13 protein-coding genes are annotated in these 22,333 nt (G+C 61.4%); 6 read left to right on the top strand and 7 right to left on the bottom strand.

The annotated features are described in order from the left end of the window. Nucleotides 1-12: 12 nt before the first annotated feature. Nucleotides 13-1,104: an acyltransferase gene (locus V8Z65_RS05200; RefSeq protein WP_338722998.1), complete on the bottom strand. Its 1,092-nt coding sequence runs from the start codon at nucleotides 1,102-1,104 to the stop codon at nucleotides 13-15. Between the two features lie 521 nt (nucleotides 1,105-1,625). On the opposite strand from V8Z65_RS05200, the gene V8Z65_RS05195 reads away from it, so the two are divergent. From V8Z65_RS05195 to V8Z65_RS05185, 3 genes are all read left to right on the top strand, one after another. Next, nucleotides 1,626-2,075, top strand: a complete 450-nt coding sequence (locus tag V8Z65_RS05195) for a universal stress protein (protein ID WP_338722997.1) — start codon at nucleotides 1,626-1,628, stop codon at nucleotides 2,073-2,075. 73 nt (nucleotides 2,076-2,148) lie between these two features. Then, the gene (locus tag V8Z65_RS05190; RefSeq protein ID WP_338722996.1) at nucleotides 2,149-3,522 is read left to right on the top strand and encodes an FGGY-family carbohydrate kinase; all 1,374 of its coding nucleotides are present in this window, start codon (nucleotides 2,149-2,151) and stop codon (nucleotides 3,520-3,522) included. Nucleotides 3,523-3,559: 37 nt separating this feature from the next. Then, nucleotides 3,560-4,909 (top strand): NAD(P)/FAD-dependent oxidoreductase, encoded by a 1,350-nt coding sequence (locus V8Z65_RS05185; protein ID WP_338722995.1) that lies wholly within the window; start codon nucleotides 3,560-3,562, stop codon nucleotides 4,907-4,909. On the opposite strand, the gene V8Z65_RS05180 is transcribed toward V8Z65_RS05185, so the two are convergent. Then, a complete protein-coding gene (locus V8Z65_RS05180) occupies nucleotides 4,846-5,760 on the bottom strand; it encodes a DMT family transporter (RefSeq protein WP_338722994.1) in 915 nt (304 codons plus the stop codon). The genes V8Z65_RS05185 and V8Z65_RS05180 overlap by 64 nt on opposite strands. Nucleotides 5,761-5,862: 102 nt before the next feature. Beyond that, entirely contained in the window at nucleotides 5,863-8,382 is a 2,520-nt protein-coding gene (locus V8Z65_RS05175; protein ID WP_338722993.1) for a glycoside hydrolase family 2 protein, read from the bottom strand. A gap of 233 nt (nucleotides 8,383-8,615) precedes the next feature. On the opposite strand from V8Z65_RS05175, the gene V8Z65_RS05170 reads away from it, so the two are divergent. Continuing rightward, complete coding sequence (locus V8Z65_RS05170; protein WP_338722992.1) at nucleotides 8,616-10,580, top strand: EAL domain-containing protein; 1,965 nt, start codon at nucleotides 8,616-8,618, stop codon at nucleotides 10,578-10,580. 35 nt (nucleotides 10,581-10,615) lie between these two features. Here the strand turns inward: V8Z65_RS05170 and V8Z65_RS05165 are convergent, their stop codons facing one another. After that, a complete protein-coding gene (locus V8Z65_RS05165; RefSeq protein WP_338722990.1) occupies nucleotides 10,616-12,466 on the bottom strand; it encodes an ABC transporter ATP-binding protein in 1,851 nt (616 codons plus the stop codon). A 322-nt stretch (nucleotides 12,467-12,788) separates the two neighbouring features. Between V8Z65_RS05165 and pepN the strand changes: the two genes are divergently transcribed. After that, nucleotides 12,789-15,425, top strand: a complete 2,637-nt coding sequence (gene pepN, locus V8Z65_RS05160) for an aminopeptidase N (RefSeq protein ID WP_338722989.1) — start codon at nucleotides 12,789-12,791, stop codon at nucleotides 15,423-15,425. Between the two features lie 236 nt (nucleotides 15,426-15,661). Further along, nucleotides 15,662-17,287: an ATP-binding protein gene (locus V8Z65_RS05155; protein ID WP_338722988.1), complete on the top strand. Its 1,626-nt coding sequence runs from the start codon at nucleotides 15,662-15,664 to the stop codon at nucleotides 17,285-17,287. Here the strand turns inward: V8Z65_RS05155 and V8Z65_RS05150 are convergent. The 3 genes from V8Z65_RS05150 to V8Z65_RS05140 are packed head-to-tail and all read right to left on the bottom strand — an operon-like array spanning nucleotide 17,284 to nucleotide 22,301. Beyond that, nucleotides 17,284-20,163, bottom strand: coding sequence for a bifunctional [glutamine synthetase] adenylyltransferase/[glutamine synthetase]-adenylyl-L-tyrosine phosphorylase (locus V8Z65_RS05150; RefSeq protein WP_338722987.1), 2,880 nt, complete (start codon nucleotides 20,161-20,163; stop codon nucleotides 17,284-17,286). The genes V8Z65_RS05155 and V8Z65_RS05150 overlap by 4 nt on opposite strands. 44 nt (nucleotides 20,164-20,207) lie before the next feature. Next, complete coding sequence (locus V8Z65_RS05145) at nucleotides 20,208-21,626, bottom strand: HAMP domain-containing sensor histidine kinase (protein WP_338722986.1); 1,419 nt, start codon at nucleotides 21,624-21,626, stop codon at nucleotides 20,208-20,210. Nucleotides 21,627-21,629: 3 nt separating this feature from the next. After that, nucleotides 21,630-22,301 carry a response regulator transcription factor gene (locus V8Z65_RS05140; RefSeq protein WP_338722985.1) on the bottom strand — a complete coding sequence of 224 codons (672 nt, stop codon included), beginning with the start codon at nucleotides 22,299-22,301 and terminating at the stop codon, nucleotides 21,630-21,632. Nucleotides 22,302-22,333: the final 32 nt, after the last annotated feature.

Genomic DNA, 22,333 nt, shown 5'->3' with positions numbered 1-22,333 from the left:
CTGTGGGGAGGATCAGGGATGGGTGCCTGTCCGCGACGTCGTGGTCGGCAACTTGTCTTTGAGGCGGGATATTGGCTCTTCAATCGCGTACCAGGAGACAGTCGCCAGCAAGATCGAAAGTGCTGAAATGACCACGAAGGTTCGGGGGTCCGTTACGAAAAGCTCCGGCACGACCTGAACGACGAGCCACCAAACCATCAGATGGTAGATGTAGACACCGTAGCTAATGGTGCTCAGAAATCGGACGATCGGGTTTGAAAGCACCCAGCCGATGAGGCCGCCATAGCCATGGAAGGCGCCCACCACGATCGCACACAGGGCGGGCTGCATAAGGAGGCGGTATGTCTCGGAGTGCCCGAAGCCTTCCCACAAGAACAGGGGGGATGCCAGTACGACAATGCTGGCTAGCAATGCCGGCTGGGAGCGCAGGACTTCCGCCACTTTGGCGTTGGTCGTGAGGAGATAGGCTAGCGCGCCCGCCGCGATCGGGTCGGCGGAGAACACGAAGAAGGTCCACCAGCCGTTGACCCCAAGATGACCGCCATTAACCCTCAGGAAGATCGTTCCAACAAGGATCCCCAGAACCACGACATAAATCCGCTGAATGGGAAGCAATAGAATGACCAGCGGCCAGATTAGGTAGTATTGCTCCAGAACGTTCAGGCTCCACAGATGTCCAGCGATCCAGGGCTTTGTGCTCTGAGTGAGAGAGAAGTAGATATTGGACAATTGCAGCAAGTGCCAACCGAAGCTGGCCCGAAATCCGTCCATGTCGAAGACGAGAGCGAAGAGTACCAGCACCAGGAGGGCGGGAAACAATCGGATGGCCCGCCGCGCATAGTAATTGGCGACGTTTACCTTTCGACCACTCAACTTGGCCTTATAGAGAATGTGGGTGATCAGAAAGCCGCTCACCACGAAGAACAGCGACACTCGCAAATGCTCAGTCAGCGGATCATTGTTCCAGAAATGGACGTAGAGCACCCCGACCATGGCCAGAGCTCTCAGGCCATCTATCTGCACGCGGCGCGCATTCGTCGCCTGATCGCTTGGAGCGGAGGCAGCTGGCAGTGCGGTCGTTGTCGCGATCTCGGCTTCAAGCATCGGCGTTCTCTAGAGCTTTGAACGGATAGCCGCGGCGCCTGGCCTTAAGTCTCGGGAACGGAAGTCTTGTGGTGCACAGATACGGTGCAGTTCTTCAACCTGTCAGCGGCGGGCGGCCAAAGACTAAGTAGTCAAGACCAGATTAGCATGCCGAAAAGGTCAAACACCAGTGCCCCGTTTGCGCGCCACGCCCGTGCGCAAATCTGCTGGCCTGCCCGTCCGGGGGCTCTATCGCCGACGGCTAGTGCGCTGCCCACAGGTGAAGCGCCAGTTAAGTACCGCCCATAGGCGCGATGGCAAAACGCCGAGCGCGTTCCAGAGGGGTCGCGATTTCTGCAACCTGCTGCTGCACAGGCGAAAGCTCCATGTTTTACGGGCCAGGGCGGCATCGCCGCCGTTTCGTCATGGTCCGAAATAGATCGGAAGTCGCGCTGGCGCAATGCGCCAACTGATTTGGATCAAAGTCCCTGCCCTTGCGTTGTGTCAGTGTGTGAGCACATTAAGCGTCAAGGGAGTTCGCCATGTATTCCAATATCGTGTGTGGTGTCGATGGTTCGGACCTGTCCAGCAAGGCCCTGCGTCATGCGGTGGCCTTAGCCGCCAAGACGGGTGGGAAGGTTACCGCGGTAACGGTGACGGAGCCTTCGATCATCGTGGCGCCGGGCGCCGAAATCATGATGGTCGATACCAGCGCCATTATTGCCGATCTCGACAAAGCCAAGGCGGAATCGGCGAAAGCCATTCTGGCGGATGCAGACAAGATCGCCGGCGAAGCAGGTGGCAAGATTTCTGGCATGCATGTGGCCAATAGTCCGGCCGCCGAAGGCATATTGCAAGCGGCCAAGGAGGTGAATGCCGATCTCATCGTTATGGGTTCGCATGGGCGGCGGGGGCTGGGGCGCTTGCTATTGGGCAGCCAGGCCGCCGAGGTTCTGGCCCATACCGAACTGCCGGTGCTCGTGGTGAAATAGAACTAACATGTCAGCGGTGGCATGGTGGCGGAAAATGGGCTAAAGCCGCAACATCTGTTCTTGCGGGCTTGCCATGACCGAGACCATTCCCCACCACGTCGCCGTCATCGATATTGGCAAAACCAATGCCAAGGTCGTCCTGATCGACACCAGGACAGGACAGCAGGTCACCTCGCTTGGACGCCCCAATACTATCCGTAAGGAAGGGCTCTATCCGCATGCCGATGTCGAGGGCCTGTGGACCTTTATTTGTGGTGCGCTAACCGCCCTGCACGCCGAACATGGCATTGACGGGATTTCGATTACCACCCACGGGGCGACGGGGGCTTTGCTTACCGGCGAGGAACTGGCGCTGCCAGTGCTCGATTATGAGTTCGACGGACCGGAGGAAACGTCCGGCGAATATGACCGGGTGCGCCCGGACTTTGCGGAAAGTCTCTCGCCGCGCCTGCCCAATGGCCTCAATTGGGGGACGCAATTATTCTGGCAATCGCGGCGGTTTCCCGAGCAGTTCGCGACGGTTACCGCGATTGTCCCCTACCCCCAATATTGGGCCTGGCGGCTGACGGGCGTGCTGGCAAGCGAGGTCACCTCGTTGGGCTGCCACACCGATCTTTGGGCGCCCGATCGGGGCGATTTTTCCTCTATGGTGGAGGCGCTAGGTTGGCGGGCATTGTTCCCCGAGGTCAGGCCCGCGGTCTCCATTATCGGCACGTTGCGCCCAGAGATTGCCGCACAAACCGGCCTGCTGGCAACGACGCCGGTGACCTGCGGCATTCATGACTCCAATGCGTCGCTGGTGCCGCATCTGGGGCAGCATGATGAGCCCTTCACCATCGTCTCGACCGGCACATGGTCGATCCTGATGACGGTTGGCGGCGGCACAGCCGCGCTCGATCCGCGCAAGGACAGCCTGGCCAATGTAGATGCCTTCGGCCGCGCCGTGCCGACCGCGCGCTTCATGGGTGGACGCGAATTCGATGTGCTGGTGCCCGAGATTACAGAACCGAGCCGGGCCGACATAACCTTTGTTATCGACAATGATGTGCAGGCATTGCCGTCCTTTGTTCCCGGCGTCGGGCCCTTTGGCGAACGGGCGGGCAATTGGACCGTGGACCCAGACAGTTTGACGCCCCGACAGCGGACGGCTGCCGCCTCGCTCTATCTGGCCCTTATGGCGCGAGCCTGCCTGGATCTGTGCGGCCTTGGGCGCTCTATCACGCTGGAGGGGCCACTGGCCCGCAACCGGCTCTTTGGAGCGATGCTCGCTTATTTGACCGGCGTACCGGTAGCGGCGTCGGGCGACGCCACTGGAACCAGCCTGGGCGCCAGCCTGTTGTTTGGTGGACAACTGCCCAAGACTGGTGGCAGCCATGCATTGGCGCCACTGCAGGCCGAGGGGCTGGATGACTATGTAAAGAGGTGGCGATCGCGCGTCGTGCCCTAGATCACCGTCCGACAGGCCAAAGCCGAAGGAGACTGCCATGACCACTCGCAGACATCGTGTCGTAATCGTGGGTGGCGGTTTCGGTGGGCTGGCGGCGGCCAAGGCTCTAGCGCGCGTCGGTGTCGAGATCGTACTGATCGACCGGCGCAATCACCATCTGTTCCAGCCGCTGCTCTACCAGGTCGCGACAGCCGCGTTGAGCCCTTCGGAAGTAGCCTGGCCCATCCGCCATCTGCTGCGGCACCAGAACAATGTTCGTGTGCTGATGGGCACGGTCATCGGGATCGATATCGAACAACGCCACGTACTGCTCGAAGATGGCGAGCCCGAACCCTTTGACAGCCTGGTATTGGCGACCGGGGCTCAACACGCCTATTTCGGCCACAACGAATGGGAAAGGTTCGCGCCGGGCCTCAAGACGGTCGAGGACGCCACGGCGATCCGGCGCAAATTGCTGTTGGCCCTGGAAGCGGCCGAGCGGGAAATCGATCCCGACCGGCGGCGCGCCCTGCTCACCTTCGCCATTATCGGCGCCGGCCCGACCGGGGTGGAAATGGCGGGGGCGATCATCGAATTGGGGCGGGCCAGCATCAGGGGGCAGTTCAATTCGCTCGAGCCCAGCGATTTGCGGGTCGTGCTGATCGAAGGCGGGGAAAGGGTGCTGCCCAACTTCGCCCCGGACCTGTCTGATTATGCGCTTGCTGCGCTGAGACGAATGGGCGTGGAGGTCGAGCTGGGGCAGATGGTCAGCGCAGTCGATGCCGAGGGTGTCAATTATGGCGAGAGGCGCCTCGCGACGCATACCGTCGTCTGGGCCGCAGGCGTTGCCGCTTCGCCGGTGGCCAAATGGCTCGGCATAGAAGGTGACCGCGCCGGAAGGGTGACGGTTGGACCGGACCTGTCCGTTGCCGGGCTGGACAATATTTACGTGATTGGCGACGTGGCCAGCGTCATGCAGGACAATGGCAAGCCGGTTCCGGGCGTCGCTCCCGCGGCCAAACAGGAAGGCAAATATGTCGCCCACGCGATCGAGCAGAAGCTCAATGGCCAAACGCCTGACCCATTCCGATACAAGCATGCCGGGGATCTGGCGACCATCGGCAAGAGTTCGGCCGTGATCGATTTCGGCTTCACCAAGGTCACGGGTTGGCTGGCCTGGTGGCTATGGGGCTTTGCCCATATCTATTTCCTGATCGAAACGCGCACACGCATCTTCATCACGATGAGCTGGCTGTGGATTTACCTGACCGGGCAACGCAGCGCCCGGCTCATCACCCATGGTGATGCAACCTGCGCCAGGCCGCTCGAAGAAGTGGACGAAAATCAGCGCTCGGAGACCACCACCGTCTCCGGCTTGGCCAGTCGCCGTTCGCGCAACCAGATATAGAGACCGGAGCCGATGACGATCGGTGCGCCGACATAGAGCCAGATATCGGGTGGCTGGTTGAAGATGATCCAACTTGCCGCAGCGAGGAAGAATATCTGGAAATATGAAAACGGCGCCAGAACCGTGGCCGGTGCGAGGCTGGATGCTACGGTGATGAGCTGGTGTCCGACGAAACCGAAGACGCCGATGGAGAAGAAGACGAACCAGCCATCGGGCGTGGTTGGAAACGACCAGAAAAAGGGCACCACCGGCAACAGGAAAACCGTTGCGAAAATGCCGACGTAAAACTGGCTCGTCGCCGCGCTGTCATAGCTCGAAACCTTGCGCGTCAGCAGCATGTAAAAAGCGGTACTGAGCGCCGCTGCAAGCGACAGAAGCGTGGCGGGATGGAACGCGTCCGTGCCGGGGCGCACGATCACCAGCACACCCAGAAAGCCGACCGCGATTGCGCTCCAGCGGCGCCAGCCTACCTGCTCACCCAGCAGCGGCACCGACAGCGCGCAGATCAGCAATGGCACGGTGAAGGCTATGGAGCCGGTGACAGTCAGCGGCAGATATTGCACCGCCAGGAAATTGCACCCTGTGGCGCCCAGCAAAGCGAGGGCCCGAAAGAATTGCAGCTTCAGATTGGCGGAGCGGACCATGGACCGGCCATGGCGTGGCAGATGGATGGTGGCGACCAGAACCAGGTGGATGGCGTAGCGCAGGAAAACGATCTGGACGAAGGAGATGCCGACCATGCCCAGCCATTTGGCGGAGGAGTCGATGCCGGTGAACATGAAATAGGCGGCAAGGGCCAGGCCGATGCCCAGCAAACGCTGTTCGGCGGGCGGCGCATAGGGACGAGACATTCATAGATCCAGAGGCCACGAGGATGTGCGGCCGCCGAACAAGCTGAACAAGAGCGCCGCCCAAGTCAATGACCGGGCGGCATATTCTTGTATGGAAGCCTATTAAAACGTCTCGGCTAGATGCCGCAGCTTCAGCGATCCCGTCAGGTCTGCGGCACTGACCGAAGCGCCATGGCGCGGGATGAAGGTCAGCTCCACCGGCCGGCCCGGCAGCAGGGTGATGGAATTGTCCGAGAAATAGCCGGGCACATCAACGCTGGCCGTGGCGAAGAAAGCCGGTTTATCCGACTGCACCGTCAGCACCGCCCGACCGTCGCGATCGGACCATTTGGCGTCAATGTCGGCGCCGACCAGTTCATAGGCCTTGTAGGGTTTGGGGAAATAATCGTTTTCGCCCAAGATATTGCCCTGCGCGTCCTTCCAGATGAAATAGAGGAACTCATCTTCGCCCAATTCGCCGAAGGCGATCTCGGTGACGGTGATGGCGGCATCTGGACCGACGGCCGAGTTGCCTGAGAAAACGGTACGGCTTTGACCGGTTACCTTCACCGCCAGAACTTCCAGCGCGATCGACACCGGCTTGCCCGTATCGTTGATGGCCCGCAGGGCGATCTGGTCGGGCAGCTGACCTTCGACGGGCGTGCCGCGCGAATTGGTCTGCACCGTCGTGATCTGCGGCACTGCGACGACATTGACCGGCAGGAAGAAGCGCCGCGCCATATAGTGCATCAGCTTCCATTGCCCGCCATAGTCCAGGCTCGACCAGCTTGCCACCGGCCAGATGTCGTTGATCTGCCAATAGAGCGTGCCCATGCAGCGCGGCTTGGTGGAGCGCCAATATTCGATGGCCGTCTTGATGGCGAGACCCTGCTGGATCTGGGAGAGGAACACCATCTGGTCGAAATCGCGCGGGAAGCGGAAATAGCGCGTCATGGTTTCGAGGATGCGCGCATTGCCACCGGCATTGCGCTGGTGGTTTTCCATAACCGGCGAAGACGGATTGCGATCCTTTGCCTCGGCAAAGGTTTCGATGACATTCATCGAGGTGAAGGACTGGAAGCCGAATTCGGAGGCAAAGCGCGGATTGACCGTGCGGTAAGCTTCAAAGCTCTTGGCCGAGTGCCAGACATCCCAGTAATGCAGGTCGCCGCGCGTGTCCGAGTGCCAGCCATCGGAGAAATCCATATAGCCCAGCGAGGGTGAGGACGGCCAGAAACGGCGGGCCGGGTCCTCATCCTCGACGATGCGGTGCAGCATCGAGTTCAGCCGGTCATAATTGGCGATATAGCGTTCCTTGTCGGCTTTGGTCTCGGGATACCAATCGAGGGAACCGATAACCTCGTTATCGCCGCACCAGAGCGCGATGCAGGCGTGATGGCTGAGGCGCCGCACCTGCTGGGTGATTTCGGTCTCGACGCTTTTGAGGAATGTCCGGTCCGATGGATAGCTCATGCAGGCGAACATGAAGTCGTGCCAGATCAGAATGCCCAGTTCGTCGCACAGATCGTAGAACCAGTCCGGCTCGTACTGCCCGCCGCCCCAGATGCGCAGCATGTTCATGTTCGCCGCCTTGGCGCTTTCGAGCAGGTCCCGCACCACAGCCGGCGTGGCGCGGCTGGGAATGGCATCGGCTGGGATCCAATTGGCGCCCATCATGGTAATGTCGCGGCCATTGATGCGGCATTTGAAGGAGTGGTCGATTTCGTCTTTCTCTACGACCCAGTTGAGATCGCGCAGGCCGATCTTGCGGGTGGTGATCTCTCCCTCGACATTGGTCACGAGGTCATAGAGCGGCTGCTCGCCCTGCCCCGCCGGCCACCAGATGCGGGGGCTGTGAATGGTAACGTTGCGGGTGAAGACGTTCTCGCCCTTTTGCACCACGACCTTGTCGGTGATGACCTGGCCGTCAATGCTGTGCTCGAGTTCAACCTCCCCATGAGCAAAGGCGAAAAGGCGAGTCTTTATCGAGAGTTCGACCGCGTTCTGGCCATGAGCCTGATCGACCTGGATGCTTTCCTGGCGTGCCAGGCGCGACTTCCTGAGGCTCATGGTGCCATAGACGCCGATCGGCATCAGGCAGATGCCCCAATCCCATCCCGCATGGCAGGCCGCCTTGCGGATGAAGTTCATGTGGATGCCCTCCAGACCATTGGTCTGGTAGTTTTTGGTGAACGGGATCGGGAAGGGATGCGCGTCGGCGCGCGCCTTGGCGACATCGGGGGCGATGTCGAAGTCGATACGCAGCGTGTTTTCGCCCGCATGCACCTTGCCGGTGACGTCAATGTCGTTGCGCACAAAGCTATTGTCGGTGCGGGCGATTTCCTCGCCATTGAGGAAGATCGTGGCGATGCAGTCGACCTCAGCCAGTGTCAGGGTCAGATAGCCATCGATGTCCGCGCTGGAGGCCGTGAAGCGGCGCTCGACGCTCCAGGCCGTCTCATTGACCCACATGACCATCTTTTCGTTTTCACCGAAATAGGGATCGGGGATCAGGTCTGCGGCCAATAGGGCGTGATGCACATCGCCGGGCAGAACCATGCTCGTCTCGATGCCGTGCGCCTTCGCGGTCAAGGTGAATTCCCCGCCCAGATCGAGGGCGGAATTGTGAACGGCGATGGCCATGGACGTCTCCTCCGAATTCGGCGAAAGCCGAAGCGCAATGGCCAATAGCAGCGCCTGCAATCGATTTCAATGCAACGTTGCAGGGCAAATCGCCCCTGGCGCCGTTGAAATCAGGCCCACGCGCGAGCATGCGTGACGGCCCTTGCCGGACCAGCCGCCGCCGAAAACGTTTTTACAAATAAATTAGTATTTGCCCGACTAGTCTCGCTGCACGAAACGCGAGCGCGATGTCGATGATCCGACGCATCTTCAAAATAGTGTCGACGCCGGCCGAAACGCCTGAACTCGTCCTCGCCCAGTGGCGCGCGCTCAGCGGCCAGGTGCCTCTGATGTATATCATGCTGGTGTCCAATACGCTGATCGTGGCGTGGACGCATCTGGCCGTAGCGCCGGTGGAACTGACCCTTTATATCCCCGGTGTATTGGCCACATTTTGCGCAGTGCGCATGGTCCTGTGGTGGCGCGGACGACACAGGGTCCTGGACCTGGACAAGGCGCGCATCCATCTGCGCGCAATGATCTGGATCGGCGCGGCGCTGGCCATTGGTTTTACGGCGTGGAGCTTCGCCCTGTTTCCCTATGGGGATGCCTATCTCCAATCGCAGATCGCCTTTTATATGGGCGTCACCACAATCGGCTGCATGTTCTGCCTGATGCATGTACGCGTCGCGGCCTTGGCCGTGGGTCTTTGCGTGCTTGGCCCATTCACCGTGTTCTTCATCGGATCGGGACAGGAAACGCTGGTGGCCGTCGCGATCAACATGATCATCGTGGTGGCCGTGCTGCTGATGATCCTGCTGGGCAATTCGCGCGATTTTGCCGATCTGGTCGCGTCGCGCAGCGCCATTGTGCAACGCCAGTTGGAGACGCAAAGGTTGGGCGAGGAGAACCATCGCCTGGCCACTCGCGATGCTCTGACCGGCCTGCCCAACCGCCGCAGCTTCGACCGCCATCTCAGCGACGCGCTTCTCAGGGCCGAGGCCGAAGGGCGCGAGATTGCAGTTGCGCGGATCGATCTGGATCGCTTCAAGTCGATCAACCAGATCTTTGGGCAATTGGCCGGCGACCGCGTTCTGGTAGAAGCGGCGCGGCGGCTGGACTCGTTGCGGCGGCCGGATACGCTCGTGGCCCGGCTGGAAAGCAATACATTCGGCCTGATCTTTGAAGGCCCGGTGGATCGCCAGACGCTGGCCCATGCCGGTGACGTTCTCTGCGGTGCGATGCGCCTGTCTTTCGAACAGCCCGGCGGTGTCATTCACCTGACCGCTTCGGCAGGTTTTGCCGTGTCCAAGCTTGGAGACAAGGCCGAGTGCCTGTTTGATCGCGCCGATTATGCCCTGTCGGCGGCCAAGCGGGAGGCGCGCGGCAGCGCCGTCGTCTTCTCCGAGGTACATGCCAGGGAGATCAACAGAGTGCGCCATATGGAGCACCTGTTGCATTCGGCCAATCTCGATGATGAAATCTATGTGGTGTTGCAGCCGCAATATGACGTATCGCTCGGAGCCACGACGGGCTTTGAGGTGCTGGCGCGTTGGCGCAGCCCGGAATTGGGTGAGGTCTCGCCGGGCGATTTCATTCCCATGGCCGAACGGACGGGGCGCATCAGCAAGATCACCCAATGCGTCCTGCGCCAGGCGCTGGCGATCAGCCAAATCCTGCCGCCCAGCATTCGCCTGTCGGTCAATCTTTCGGCCAACGATATCGGGTCGACCACCGCCATAGAGCAGATCGTGGCCCTGATCGACCGCAAGGCCGGGCCTTGCCGGATCGATTTCGAAATTACCGAGACGGCCGCCATGCGCGACCTTCAGCAGGCCAATCAGTCGCTCCTGACACTGCTTGGCCTGGGCGCCCGGATCGCGCTGGACGATTTCGGCACCGGACATTCCAGCCTCACCCATGTGCAGCAGCTTCCATTGCACCGGATCAAGATCGACCGCAGCTTTGTAGCCGAGGTGCCCAACGACATAGCGAGCCGCGCCATCGTCAAAACAATGATCGACCTTTGCCGCAATCTGGGCATTTCCTGCGTCTTTGAGGGCATCGAAACCGAGGAGCAATTGCGGACGCTGGTGTCGCTGGGCGGCTCGGTCATGCAGGGATATTTCTTCGGCCGCCCCATGGCCGTCGCCGAGCTGGACGACTATCTGAGGCGCGAGCGCTCGCTGAGCCGCCTGGAAGGACGCTCGGTCGGCTAAGGGGCGGAACCGAAGTTCCGCCCCTTTTTTTTGAACTATTGCGCCGCCTCCACGGACTGCTCGGCATCGAGGAAACCGCCCGACTGGCGCGCCCAGAGCTGGCTATAGATGCCACCGCTGTCGACCAGTTCGGCATGGGTCCCCTGCTCCACGATCTCGCCTTTGTCGAGCACGACGAGTCTGTCCATCATGGCGATGGTGGACAGGCGATGGGCGATGGCAATGACGGTCTTGCCCTCCATGAGCATCTGCAGCTGCCCCTGGATGGCGGCCTCAACCTCGGAATCGAGCGCCGAGGTCGCCTCGTCCAGCACGAGGATGGGCGCATTCTTGAGCAGCACCCGGGCGATCGCGATGCGCTGGCGCTGGCCGCCGGAGAGCTTGACGCCCCGCTCGCCCACATGCGCGTCGTAGCCCTTGCGGCCCTGTGGATCGGTGAGGGTCTCGATGAAGTCCGCCGCCTCGGCCTGTTCGGCGGCCTGACGCATCATCTCCTCGGTCGCGTCTGGGCGACCATAGAGGATGTTTTCACGAACCGAGCGGTGCAGCAGCGATGTATCCTGGGTCACAACGCCAATATTGGCGCGCAGACTGTCCTGCGTCACGCCGCCGATGTCGTGACCGTCGATGAGGATACGGCCATCGGCCCGGTCGTAGAAGCGCAACAGCAGGTTGACGATGGTCGATTTGCCCGCGCCCGAGCGGCCCACAAGGCCGATTTTCTCGCCCGGGCGGACATGCAGGTTCAGCCCGGAAATGACGCCGGAACTCTTGCCATAGTGGAAGGCGACATTTTCGAAGCGGATGTCGCCGTTCACCCGGGGCAAAGGCTGGGCCTCGGCCTTGTCCTGCACGACACGCGGCAACGAGATGGAATTGATGCCGTCCTTGACCGTTCCGATATTCTCAAACAGCGAGGACATCTCCCACATCACCCACTGGCTCATGCCCTGAAAGCGCATGACCAGGCCCAGCGAAACGGCTAGCGAACCGGGGGTCATGAAGCCACCCATCCAGAGCCAGATACCCACCGCTCCAACCGAAAACAGCAGAAGCGCATTGGACCAGAGCACCAGCATGTTGAGCACGGTGAACAGGCGCATCTGCCGGTAGACAGTGTCGAGGAAGCCGTCCATGGCCTCCTTGGCATAGGTCTCTTCCCGGTTGGAATGGCTGAACAGCTTGACCGTGGCGATATTGGTATAGCTGTCCACGATGCGGCCGGTCATCATGGAGCGCGCATCGGCCTGCGCCTGGGAAATCTTGCCCATGCGCGGGATGAAATAGATCATCATCGACACATAGGCCGCCAGCCAGGCGATGAAGGGGATGGCCAGGCGCCAATCGGACGAGGCCGCCAGGATCACTGCGCCGGTGAAGTAGACGACGACATAGACCAGCATGTCGAGCAGCTTCATCACCACTTCGCGCACGGCGAGGGAGGTCTGCATCAGCTTGGCGCCGATGCGGCCGGCAAATTCGTCCTGGAAATAGCTCATCGACTGCCGGATGAGATATCGGTGGGCCATCCAGCGGATGCGCTGGGGGAAATTGCCCAGCAAGGTCTGATGCATTGTGAGCGTCGAGACCAGCATGATCGCGGGCAGGACGATGACGATCATCGCCCCCATCAGCGCCAGCTTCCAGCCGTCGGTTTGAATGAACGTGGCCGGATCGGCGCCGGCAAGCCAATTCACCACATCGCCGATAAAACCGAAGACGATGATTTCGCCAATGGCCACCAGGGCCGCGGAAAACGCCATCAATGCCAGCCAGCGCTTGGCGCCGTGGCTATAGTGCAGACAGAACTCAAGCAGACCCTTGGGGGGCTCGACCGGATCGCCTTTCGGATAGGGATCGAGTCGTGATTCAAACCAGCGCAACATGTTTCAAGACCATTCTTTGTTCGCGACATCCGAACTGTTCGCCCACACCCTTGCGACCTCAACCGCGGTTGAGGTCAAGGCATATATGGCCGACGGCTCGAACCGTGCGGAAATTTTGGAACCATCGCTCGTGCAACCGAAACGTGCAGAGGAGCGACGTGCAGGCGACCTTCTAGCATCATCCTCCCCAATGCCGTCCCAATTGAAGGCAAAGAGCATGCTATGCAGCCGAGAGCCGCATAGGATACACGATAACGACGAGTCGACTGTCACCAGACAGACACAGGCCCCACCATAACCAACGTCATATTTGGACCGTTTCATGCGTATCGAGAGCGAGCAGACCGTTTACCTCAAGGACTATGCCCCCACGCCGTACCGGATCGTGTCAGTAGAGCTTGATTTCAAGATTCTCGAGGAGAGTACCCGCGTCCGGGCGCAATTGACCATCGAGCCGCGGAAAAAGACCGCGCCGGGCACGCCGCTTGTGCTTAACGGCGATGAACTCAAGCTCGATTCAGTGGCGCTGGATGGCGCGCCGCTGAAGCAGTCCGCTTATGCGAGTGATCCCAATTCGCTAACGCTGGTAGAGCCGCCGCACCGCCGCTTCGTTCTCGAAACCGAAGTGACGCTGAAGCCGGAGGCCAATACCAAGCTGATGGGGCTCTATCGCTCCGGTGGAACCTGGTGCACGCAGTGTGAGCCCGAAGGGTTCCGCCGCATTACCTATTATCTCGACCGCCCCGACATTCTGGCTCCTTTCAAAGTCCGCATGAGTGCACCCAAGGCGGTGGCGCCGGTTCTGCTGGCCAATGGCAATCTGGTGGATCAGGGCGAATTGGGCGACGGCACTCATTTTGCAGTCTGGGAAGATCCCTTCCTCAAGCCCGCCTATCTCTTCGCTCTGGTCGCAGGCGATCTGGGATCGATCAAGGACAGCTTCACCACCATGAGCGGGCGCGAGGTCGAACTGGGCATCTATTGCGCCCATGGCAAGGAAGCGGAATGCACCTATGCCATGGACAGCCTTAAGCGCTCCATGGCCTGGGACGAGCGCCGCTTTGGGCGCGAATATGATCTGGACGTGTTCAACATCGTCGCCGTTTCCGACTTCAATTTCGGGGCGATGGAGAACAAGGGTCTCAATATCTTCAATGACAGACTGGTCTTTGCCAAGCCCGAGACCGCGACGGACGCCAATTACCACGGCATTGAGCGGGTCATTGCGCACGAATATTTCCACAATTGGACCGGCAATCGCATCACCTGCCGCGACTGGTTCCAGCTCTGTCTCAAGGAAGGCCTGACCGTTTTCCGCGATCAGGAGTTCACCAGCGACGAGCGCAGCCGCCCCGTGCAGCGCATTCATGACGTGCAGAACTTGAGGACCAGCCAGTTCCCCGAGGATGGCGGCCCCCTCGCCCACCCGCCGCGCCCGGACAGTTTCCGCGAAATCAACAACTTCTATACCACCACGGTCTATGAGAAGGGTGCCGAGATTGTCCGCATGCTGGCTACGCTTTTGGGCGAAGCTGGATTCCGCAAGGCCATGGATCTCTATTTCGAGCGCCATGATGGCGATGCCACGACGATTGAAGCCTTTATCAAAGTGTTCGAGGACTCCAGCGGCCGTGATCTCAGCCAGTTTGTGACCTGGTATTTGCAGGCCGGGACGCCACAGATCGGCGTTTCCGACAATTATGACGCGGCGAGCCAGACCTATACGCTGACGCTGACGCAGAAGGTCGACCCGACCCCTGGCGAGCCAACCAAGAAGCCACTTTTGATCCCGGTCCGCTTCGGGCTGATCGGCCCCAACGGCAGCCCCATGGGTTGGAATGGGGTTTCCGGCGGTACCGTCGAAGGCGACCTGATCCTACTTGAGGGCGACAGCGCCACCCTGACCTTTACCGGCGTCGCCAATAAGCCGGTGCCTTCGCTGTTCCGGGGCTTTTCCGCGCCGGTCAAGGTCAGCACCAATCTCGGACAGGCCGAATTGCTGTTCCTTGCGCGCCATGACAGCGATCCCTTCAATCGCTGGGATGCCCTGCAAACGGCCTCCATAGCGCTGATCGCCAATGCGGCACAGGGCAAGGCCTGGTCCGATGCCGAGGTAGACGCCTTGCGCGCGGCGCTGGTCGATACGCTGGACAATCCGGACCTCGACGACGCCTTCAAGGCTCAGGCGTTGAGCATTCCCGCTGAGACCGTGGTCAGCCGAAACATCGGCAGAGATGTCGATCCAGATGCCGTATCGGAGGCCCGCAAGGCCCTAATTGCCGCATTGGTTTCGCCGGTAAGCGACAAGCTCGCTGCCGCCTATGCCGCGCTTGGTACAAATGCCCCCTATAGCCCTGATGCCGGACAGGCCGGCCGGCGCTCGCTGCGCAACGGCCTTCTGTCCTTGCTGGTGGCCGGGTCGGCGCAGGGCGCAGCGCTGGCCGCGCAACAATTCCATGATGCCACCAATATGACCGATCGATATGCGGCCATGGCCATTTCTGCGCATCATTGGACCGCGGATGCGCCCGCGCTGCTCGGCGAGTTCCGCACCCGCTTTGCCGGCGACCCGCTGGTGTTCGACAAGTGGCTCACGGCCTCGGCCCAGGCTCCCGATCACGAGGTGATAGAGCGGATGCGCGCCATTCTGGCGGCCCCAGACTTTCCAAAGACCAACCCCAATCGCCTGCGCTCGCTATTGGGCAGTTTCGTCATGAGCAATCCGACGCAGTTTGCGCGCGTAGACGGTGCCGGCTTCCGGTTCATTACCGAAGCGGTTGTCGAGATCGACAAGGTAAACCCGCAGGTGGCCTCGCGCATTCTGACCGGCTTCCGCATCCTGCCCATATTGGAAACGTCGCGCCGCGAAGCCGGCCTCGAAGCGCTGCGCGCGCTCAAGGAGCAGCACAGTCTCAGCCGCAATGTGGGTGAGATTCTGGACCGCATTCTGGCCGGCTAGGCACAATCCGGGGGACGGCAAGGCCCTCCCCCGGGGCACCTCCCATGCCGAAATCCATGCGATCGCTCTTTGGAAGATTTTTTCTTTCGGCTAAGTGATTCAGCTGACTCCGCTTTTTCCAATTCCGCCCAAAACGGCCCAGGCGACGCTCTGGACAAGCGATGCCGACCTGATTCATACCTTGTTAAGGGCAAGGTTGGTTTGGGTCTAAACCCCTTCAAAGGATGGAGAATTTTATGCGGTCGTCGGAAGCATCCGGCGCCGGCGCACTTGGATTCCGCGCTGGCTCCAGGAAAAGACCTTCAAGCGCCCCGCATCTTATCGGCACCCTTTTCGCCTGGCATTTTTCTCGCACCTCAGCTGCGGTTGCGGCTACCGCGTTCCTCGCCGCCAGCCTCTTTATCGTCTATGACGTCACCCGCACCTTTGCCGGCATGCAACATGAGCTGGCGGCGATCGGGGAAATGCTGGCGGCCGATATCGCCCTGCGCTCCCCGGCCGATGCGCAAGCGGTGCTCGATACGGCCGCCTATCGCAGCGGCGGCCTGATCAAAGCCAGCCTTGCCAGCGACGCTAAGCCCGGGCCTCTCGCCCACGCCGTCCCAGCCGGCGACCATGGCCTGCTCGGATTGGAACTGGACCAACTCGCGGCACTTTCCGGCATCACCGGGCGCGGCGCGGCGGCATTCGCGCTGGCTGGGCTCTTGACGCTAGCATCGTCGCGCCGCCGCAAAGGCATGCCGGCACCCGAGGAGCGCGAGAGCTATAGCCAATTGGCTTCGGCCATTCCCATGGGATTGGCCTGCTGGACCGGTACCGGGCAACTGATCGTCTGCAATGACCAATATCGCAGCCGTCTCGACCTCGATGACACCAGGGTCACCTATCACCAGGCCGTCAGCCGGTTGATTGCCGGCGGCTATATGAAACTGGTGCGCGAAGACCATAATCTCCGCCTGCTCGAGCTGCATTGCGGGGACGGGACATGCCTGCAAATCGACGAGCGCCCGCTGGGTGATGGCGCTTTCATGACGCTGGTCTCGGACATTACCGAGGTCAAGCGCACCGATGCCATGCTACAGGCCGTCCGCGAGGAACAAAGACTGCTGGCCCGCCGCTATCACGAAGAAAAGCTCAAGGCCGAGGCGGCAAGCCGCGCAAAGACCAATTTCCTGGCGCATCTCAGCCACGACATCCGCACGCCGCTCAACCACATTATCGGCTTTGCCGAACTGATGCAGCACGAGACCTATGGGCCGCTAGGCGACAGTCGCTATGTGGACTATGTCGAAACCATCAAATCCTCAGGTGAACATCTGCTCACCTCGTTCGCTGCCATTCTCGACCTGGCCGAACTCGAGGGCGGACGCAAGGCATTGCGGCAGGAGCCGGTGTTGCTTGATGAGGTCCTGAATGCGGTCGCGGCCCGTTTCCATGGCCAGGCCCAGCGCGCCGGCATCAGCCTGCTGACCGGACGCGAGACCGGCGCCGTCCTGCGTGGCGATCGCCTTGGGCTGATCCGCATGATCGGCAATATCATGGACAATGCACTCCGGTTCACGCAGGCTGGCGGACAGGTGACGCTGGCCGGCTACGCCGCAGACGATGGCGTGGTGATCGAAATCAGCGATACCGGCATAGGCATGGACGAGGGCCGCCTGGCCAGCCTCAGCCAACCCTTTGCACTGGGCGATGCCAGTTTTACCCGCGATGGCGTCGGCCCGGGCCTGGGTATTTCAATCGCGCGGGCCATTGCCGAACTCAGCGGCGGAAACCTGGCCATCGATTCCAGCCCGATGATCGGAACGACCGTGGCGATTTCCCTGCCGATCGAGCCGGCCGCGGTTCATCTGGCTGCCTAGAGCACCCGCGCTCGCTCATACCACTGCTCGGCCGCTGCCTGCACGGTTGCCTGCATCTGCGCGACATCCAGTTCAAGACGCACAAAATCGGGATAATTGGCCAGGTGGGCGAGCAATTCCCTGAAAGCGGGAGTCCAAGCCTCTTCCTTGAAGGGGCTGACCAAGGCCGAACTCATGACCTGCAGGATCGTCGAATAGACCGCATGGATTTCGGCCAGCCGCTGGCCCTCGGGCACGAGTTCAAGCTCGCCGAGCCGCGCCAGGACGCGGGCCGTTGTGTCCTGCGGAAGGGCAATATTGGCTCCGGCAACCAATTGCGCCGATTGAGCGATAAATTCGAGATCGACCAGCCCGCCGCTGACCAGCTTGAGGTCGAATGGGTGGCGCGGCTTGCGCTCCCGGGCCATCAGGGCTCGCATGGACACGACATCATCGATGGTTTTGGCATTGTCGCGCGGCCGAGCCATGATCCCGGCGATTTCCGCGTCGACCTTGCGGCCGAGGTCGCCAGTGGAGGCCACCACACGGGCCCGGCTGAGGGCGAGGTGCTCCCAGGTCCAGGCATTGTCCTTGTGATAGGCGCGAAAGCCCGCAAGGCTGGTGGCCAGGGGCCCCGAATTGCCCGAGGGACGCAAGCGCATATCAGCCTCGTAGAGCACACCTTCCGCCGTTGGCGCAGACACCGCCGCCACCAGTCGCTGGGTCAGGCGGGCAAAGTAGTGCGGTGTCGACAATTGCCGCTCGCCATCGGATTCGGTGTCGGGCGCGTCGTAGAGCAGGATAAAGTCCAGGTCGGAAGCGAAAGTCATTTCCCGGCTGGCCATCTTGCCAAAAGCCAGCAAGGCGACTTCTGCGCCCTGGATGCGCCCGTGACGGGTCGCAAATTCGTCCTGGACCTTGTCGAACAGCCGATGCAGCAGGGTTTCGGCCAAAGCGGTGAACTGCTCCCCTGCCCCATGCGCGCTGACTGTGCCGGATAGCAGACCTGCGGCCACCAGGAATTTCTGCTCCTGACCAATGATGCGGGCCCGGTCGATCAGTTCCTCATAGGAACGTGCGTCCGCCAGAAAGGCATCCACCTTGGCTACCAGCACATCGCGATGGGTCACGTCATTGGCAAAGGCCGGATCAATAAGGCCGTCCATGACATGGGCGCGATGAATGACGGCCTCGGCCATGCGCGGCGCCGAGGCCATGAATTGCACCAGCAAGGTGCGCAATTGGGCGTGGTTGCGCAGCAGGGCGAATAGCTGCACCCCCGCAGGCAGGCGTCCCAGGAAATCGTCCATGCGGGCCAGAGCCTCATCGGCATTGCCGGCGCGCCCCAGGGTCAGCAGCAGGGCCGGCAGCAATTCGGTCAGGTGCGCCCGGGCCGCTGAGGTCCGCGTGGCGGCATAGCTGCCATAGTGCCATTTGCGAATGGTCTCGATGGCCTTATGGGCATCGGCAAACCCCATCACCGTCAGCGTCTCAAGCGTTTCAGGATCGTCATCGCTGCCGGTGAAGACCAGATTGCCCTCACCCGATCCGAGCGTCTCGCCCTCGGTAAACAGCTCCGCATAATAGCGGGCGACGCGTTCAAGGGCCGTGCGATAGGCCGTTTCGAAGGTTTCAAGGTCGGCCTCACCCATCAGCCTGCCAATAAGGGCCACCGCCTCGGGCGTATCGGGCATGACATGGGTCTGTTCGTCGCGCAGCATTTGCAGGCGGTTCTCGATGGCGCGCAGATACCAATAGGTCTGGGTCAGCTCGTCGGCCGTCTGCTGGCTGATCCAATCTGCTTGTGCCAACGCCGCCAGGGCTTGCGCGGTGGGACGCACCCGCAGGGTCTGGTCGCGCCCGCCCGCGATCAGCTGTTGGGTCTGGGCGAAGAATTCGATCTCACGAATGCCGCCGCGGCCGAGTTTGACATTGTGCCCTTCCACCCGGATATCGCCGACCTTTTTGGATATGTTGATCTGGCGTTTCATTGCCTGGATGTCGGCAATGGTGGCGAAGTCGAGATGCTTGCGCCAGACATAGGGCGCCAAATCCTTGAGGAAGGCCTCGCCGACGGCCTTGTCGCCTGCGCAGGCCCGGGCCTTGATCCAGGCGGCGCGCTCCCAGTTTTGGCCGCGCACTTCGTAATAGGCGAGCGCGGCATCGGCGGATAGCGCCACAGGCGTCGAACCGGGATCGGGGCGCAGGCGGAGATCGGTGCGAAACACATAGCCGCCGGCCTGCCGGTCCTCCATCAGCCCCACCAGCTTCTGCACCATGCGCGAATAGATCCTGGTCGCCTCGGAGGGGTCGGCCAGTACAGGCTTTTGCGGATCGAAAAACACGACGATATCGATGTCGGAGGAATAGTTGAGTTCGCGACCGCCATGCTTGCCCAGGGCAAAGAGGGCTAGGCCGGAATTGGCGGCCCTGGCCTCGTCGGGGGGGATCGCCAAGTGACCTTTTTCGGAAGCCTGCCGCATGAGCAGGTCGAGAGCAGCTTCAAGCGCGGCATCGGCCAGATCGGACAAGGCTTCGGTGGCGCGGGCCGTTGTCCAGGCGCCGCCCGTTTCTGCTATAGCCGCCAATAGCGCGGTCCGCCCCTTGGCGCAGCGCAGGGCATGGGCGACGTTCTCCTCACCGTCTTCGCGTCCGGCTCGCCCGACTTGCGTGATCAAATCGGCAAAGGCCCGGTCGGGGCCGGCATCGAGCGCCTCGACCAGCCATGGCCCATGGGCCCGCGTCAGGTCGAGCAGATAGGGCGCTGCCTCCAGCAAGGGGCCAATAGCATCGCGCCTTGAGCGCAGGGCGGCTGCGCAGGCTTCAGGCATATCGGCCAGCAGAGCCTCGAATTGCGGCATGTCGGTGGGCGGAAGCGGGGCAAGAATTGTGCTCATAAAAGAGGCATAGCCCGGCCCCATGGCCCCGACAAGACGGCAGGTTAGCGCCTGGGGATTTCAAGCACGGCGCGCACGCCGGGCGCATTGTCATCGATGGTGAAGGTGCCCCCATGCAGCCGCGCCACGGCGTTGACCAGCGACAGGCCAAGGCCCGAGCCGGGCTCGGAGCGGCTCTTTTCGAGCCGGACAAAGCGTTCCAGCACGCGCTTGCGGTCCGGCTCGGGAATGCCCGGGCCATTGTCGGCAACGCAGATGCGGACCTTGCCGGCCTCAGCGGCCAGGTCGACGACGATCCTGCCCGGCGTCCCGTCCTCGGGGCGCGCATATTTGATGGCGTTTTCCAGAAGGTTGACCATGGCCTGGCCGACAAGCTCGCGATTGGCCTTGAGCGATATGCCGCCCTCGATATTGGTTTCGACGACGATGCCCTCGTCTTCGGCGACGGGGCCATAGAGCTCGGCAACGTCGGCCACAATATCGCTGATATTGACCTCGGACAGGGCGCCCGAGGGTGCACCGGCCTCAACCCGCGCGATCATCAGCAGGGCATTGAAAGTCTGGATCAGGCGATCGCTCTCGGCGATCACCGTCTCAAGCGCCTGCTCACGGGTTTCCACGCTGGCGGTGTCTCGCAGGGCCGCCTCCGCCTGATTGCGCAACCGGGTGAGCGGGGTCTTGAGGTCATGCGCCACATTGTCGGTGACTTCCTTGAGGCCCTGCAAAAGCTGCTCGATGCGGTCGAGCATGGCATTGAGATTGGTGGCCAGCGCATCGAATTCGTCATTGCGCTTGGTGACCGGAACCCGCTCGGAAAGATTGCCTGACATGATCTTGGTCGAGGTCTGCTGAATGGTGTCGATGCGCCGCAGCACGCGCCGGGCCGTAATGCCGCCCGCGACCAGCGAGAACAGGATGATGCCAACGACGCCGACGAGAAAGCTCTGCAGAATAATGGCCGAGTAGCCGCGGCGCTCGACTACATCGCGGCCGACGACCAGGCGCATCCCATTGCCCAATTCAATCGAGCGCACCACCGCGACACCCTCACGCTGGCGCGGCGGGCGCAGTTCATCGGCATTTGTGCCATCGCCCAGGGGGTTTGGCCGCTCGTAATCGAAGCTGTAGACACCGGGCGTGATGACGACTTCGGGCGGCACGTCGGTCACATTGCCCAGGAGGTAAAGGCCGGTTGCGTCGCCAAGGAAATAGATGCCCGGTCCAGGCTGGGTGGACAGGCGATTGACGGCAAAGGCCAGCGCGCGGATACCCTGATTGGCCTCGATACGCTGGAATTGGCGGATCTCCCGATCGATATCGTCGGTTTGCTGGCGCTGAATCTGCACGCTCGACTGCCAGCCGATAAAGGCCATGAGCAAGATGGCAAAAACGATGAAGATGGCGATGAAGGTGGCAGTCAGCCTGACGGTGGATGTTCGCCAGACCTGGGCGAAGCGGCTCACGGGCTACTCCCGGATCATATAGCCGGCGCCGCGCACAGTGTGGAGCAGCGGATTGGCATGGCCCTTGTCGATCTTGGATCTTAGGCGCGACATGTGCACGTCGATGACATTGGTCTGGGGGTCAAAGTGATAGTCCCAGACATTTTCGAGCAGCATGGTGCGGGTCACCACCTTGCCGGCATTTTTCATCAGATATTCCAAGAGGCGAAACTCGCGCGGCTGCAGCAGGATATTTTCGCCCTCGCGTTCGACCTTGCGGCTGAGGCGGTCCAGGGTCAGGCCGCCCACTGTATAGCTGGTGGCCGCTTCCGCTGGGCTGGAGCGGCGGGCGAGCACTTCGACGCGGGCCAGAAGTTCGGTGAAGGCATAGGGTTTGGTCAGGTAATCATCGCCGCCGGCGCGCAGGCCGGTGACGCGATCGTCGACCTCACCCAATGCCGAAAGGATCAGAACCGGTGTCTTGTCGTCTTCGGCGCGCAGGCTTTCGACAATGCTCAGGCCATCGCGGCGGGGCAGCATGCGATCGACGATGAGCACGTCGTAATCCATGCCCGATGCCATTGCGTAGCCGGTTTCGCCATCAGCGGCGTGGTGGGTCACATGGCCTGCTTCATCGAGGGCCTGGACGAGATAGCTCGCCGCTTCGCGATCGTCTTCGATGAGCAGGATTTTCACGGCTGACGCTCCGTATTGAAGGGGCGGCCCCA

Source organism: Devosia sp. XK-2 (assembly GCF_037113415.1).
Taxonomy (GTDB): Bacteria; Pseudomonadota; Alphaproteobacteria; order Rhizobiales; family Devosiaceae; genus Devosia.
This window is presented reverse-complemented; position numbering and strand designations above follow the sequence as displayed.

Bases quoted from the DNA above. Each gene is read 5' to 3' on its own strand.
- V8Z65_RS05150 (WP_338722987.1), bottom strand. From the start codon at position 20,163: ATGAGCACAATTCTTGCCCCGCTTCCGCCCACCGACATGCCGCAATTC.
- V8Z65_RS05170 (WP_338722992.1), top strand. From the start codon at position 8,616: ATGATCCGACGCATCTTCAAAATAGTGTCGACGCCGGCCGAAACGCCT.
- V8Z65_RS05165 (WP_338722990.1), bottom strand. From the start codon at position 12,466: ATGTTGCGCTGGTTTGAATCACGACTCGATCCCTATCCGAAAGGCGAT.
- V8Z65_RS05190 (WP_338722996.1), top strand. From the start codon at position 2,149: ATGACCGAGACCATTCCCCACCACGTCGCCGTCATCGATATTGGCAAA.
- V8Z65_RS05200 (WP_338722998.1), bottom strand. From the start codon at position 1,104: ATGCTTGAAGCCGAGATCGCGACAACGACCGCACTGCCAGCTGCCTCC.
- V8Z65_RS05195 (WP_338722997.1), top strand. From the start codon at position 1,626: ATGTATTCCAATATCGTGTGTGGTGTCGATGGTTCGGACCTGTCCAGC.
- V8Z65_RS05185 (WP_338722995.1), top strand. From the start codon at position 3,560: ATGACCACTCGCAGACATCGTGTCGTAATCGTGGGTGGCGGTTTCGGT.
- V8Z65_RS05180 (WP_338722994.1), bottom strand. From the start codon at position 5,760: ATGTCTCGTCCCTATGCGCCGCCCGCCGAACAGCGTTTGCTGGGCATC.
- V8Z65_RS05155 (WP_338722988.1), top strand. From the start codon at position 15,662: ATGCGGTCGTCGGAAGCATCCGGCGCCGGCGCACTTGGATTCCGCGCT.
- pepN (WP_338722989.1), top strand. From the start codon at position 12,789: ATGCGTATCGAGAGCGAGCAGACCGTTTACCTCAAGGACTATGCCCCC.
- V8Z65_RS05175 (WP_338722993.1), bottom strand. From the start codon at position 8,382: ATGGCCATCGCCGTTCACAATTCCGCCCTCGATCTGGGCGGGGAATTC.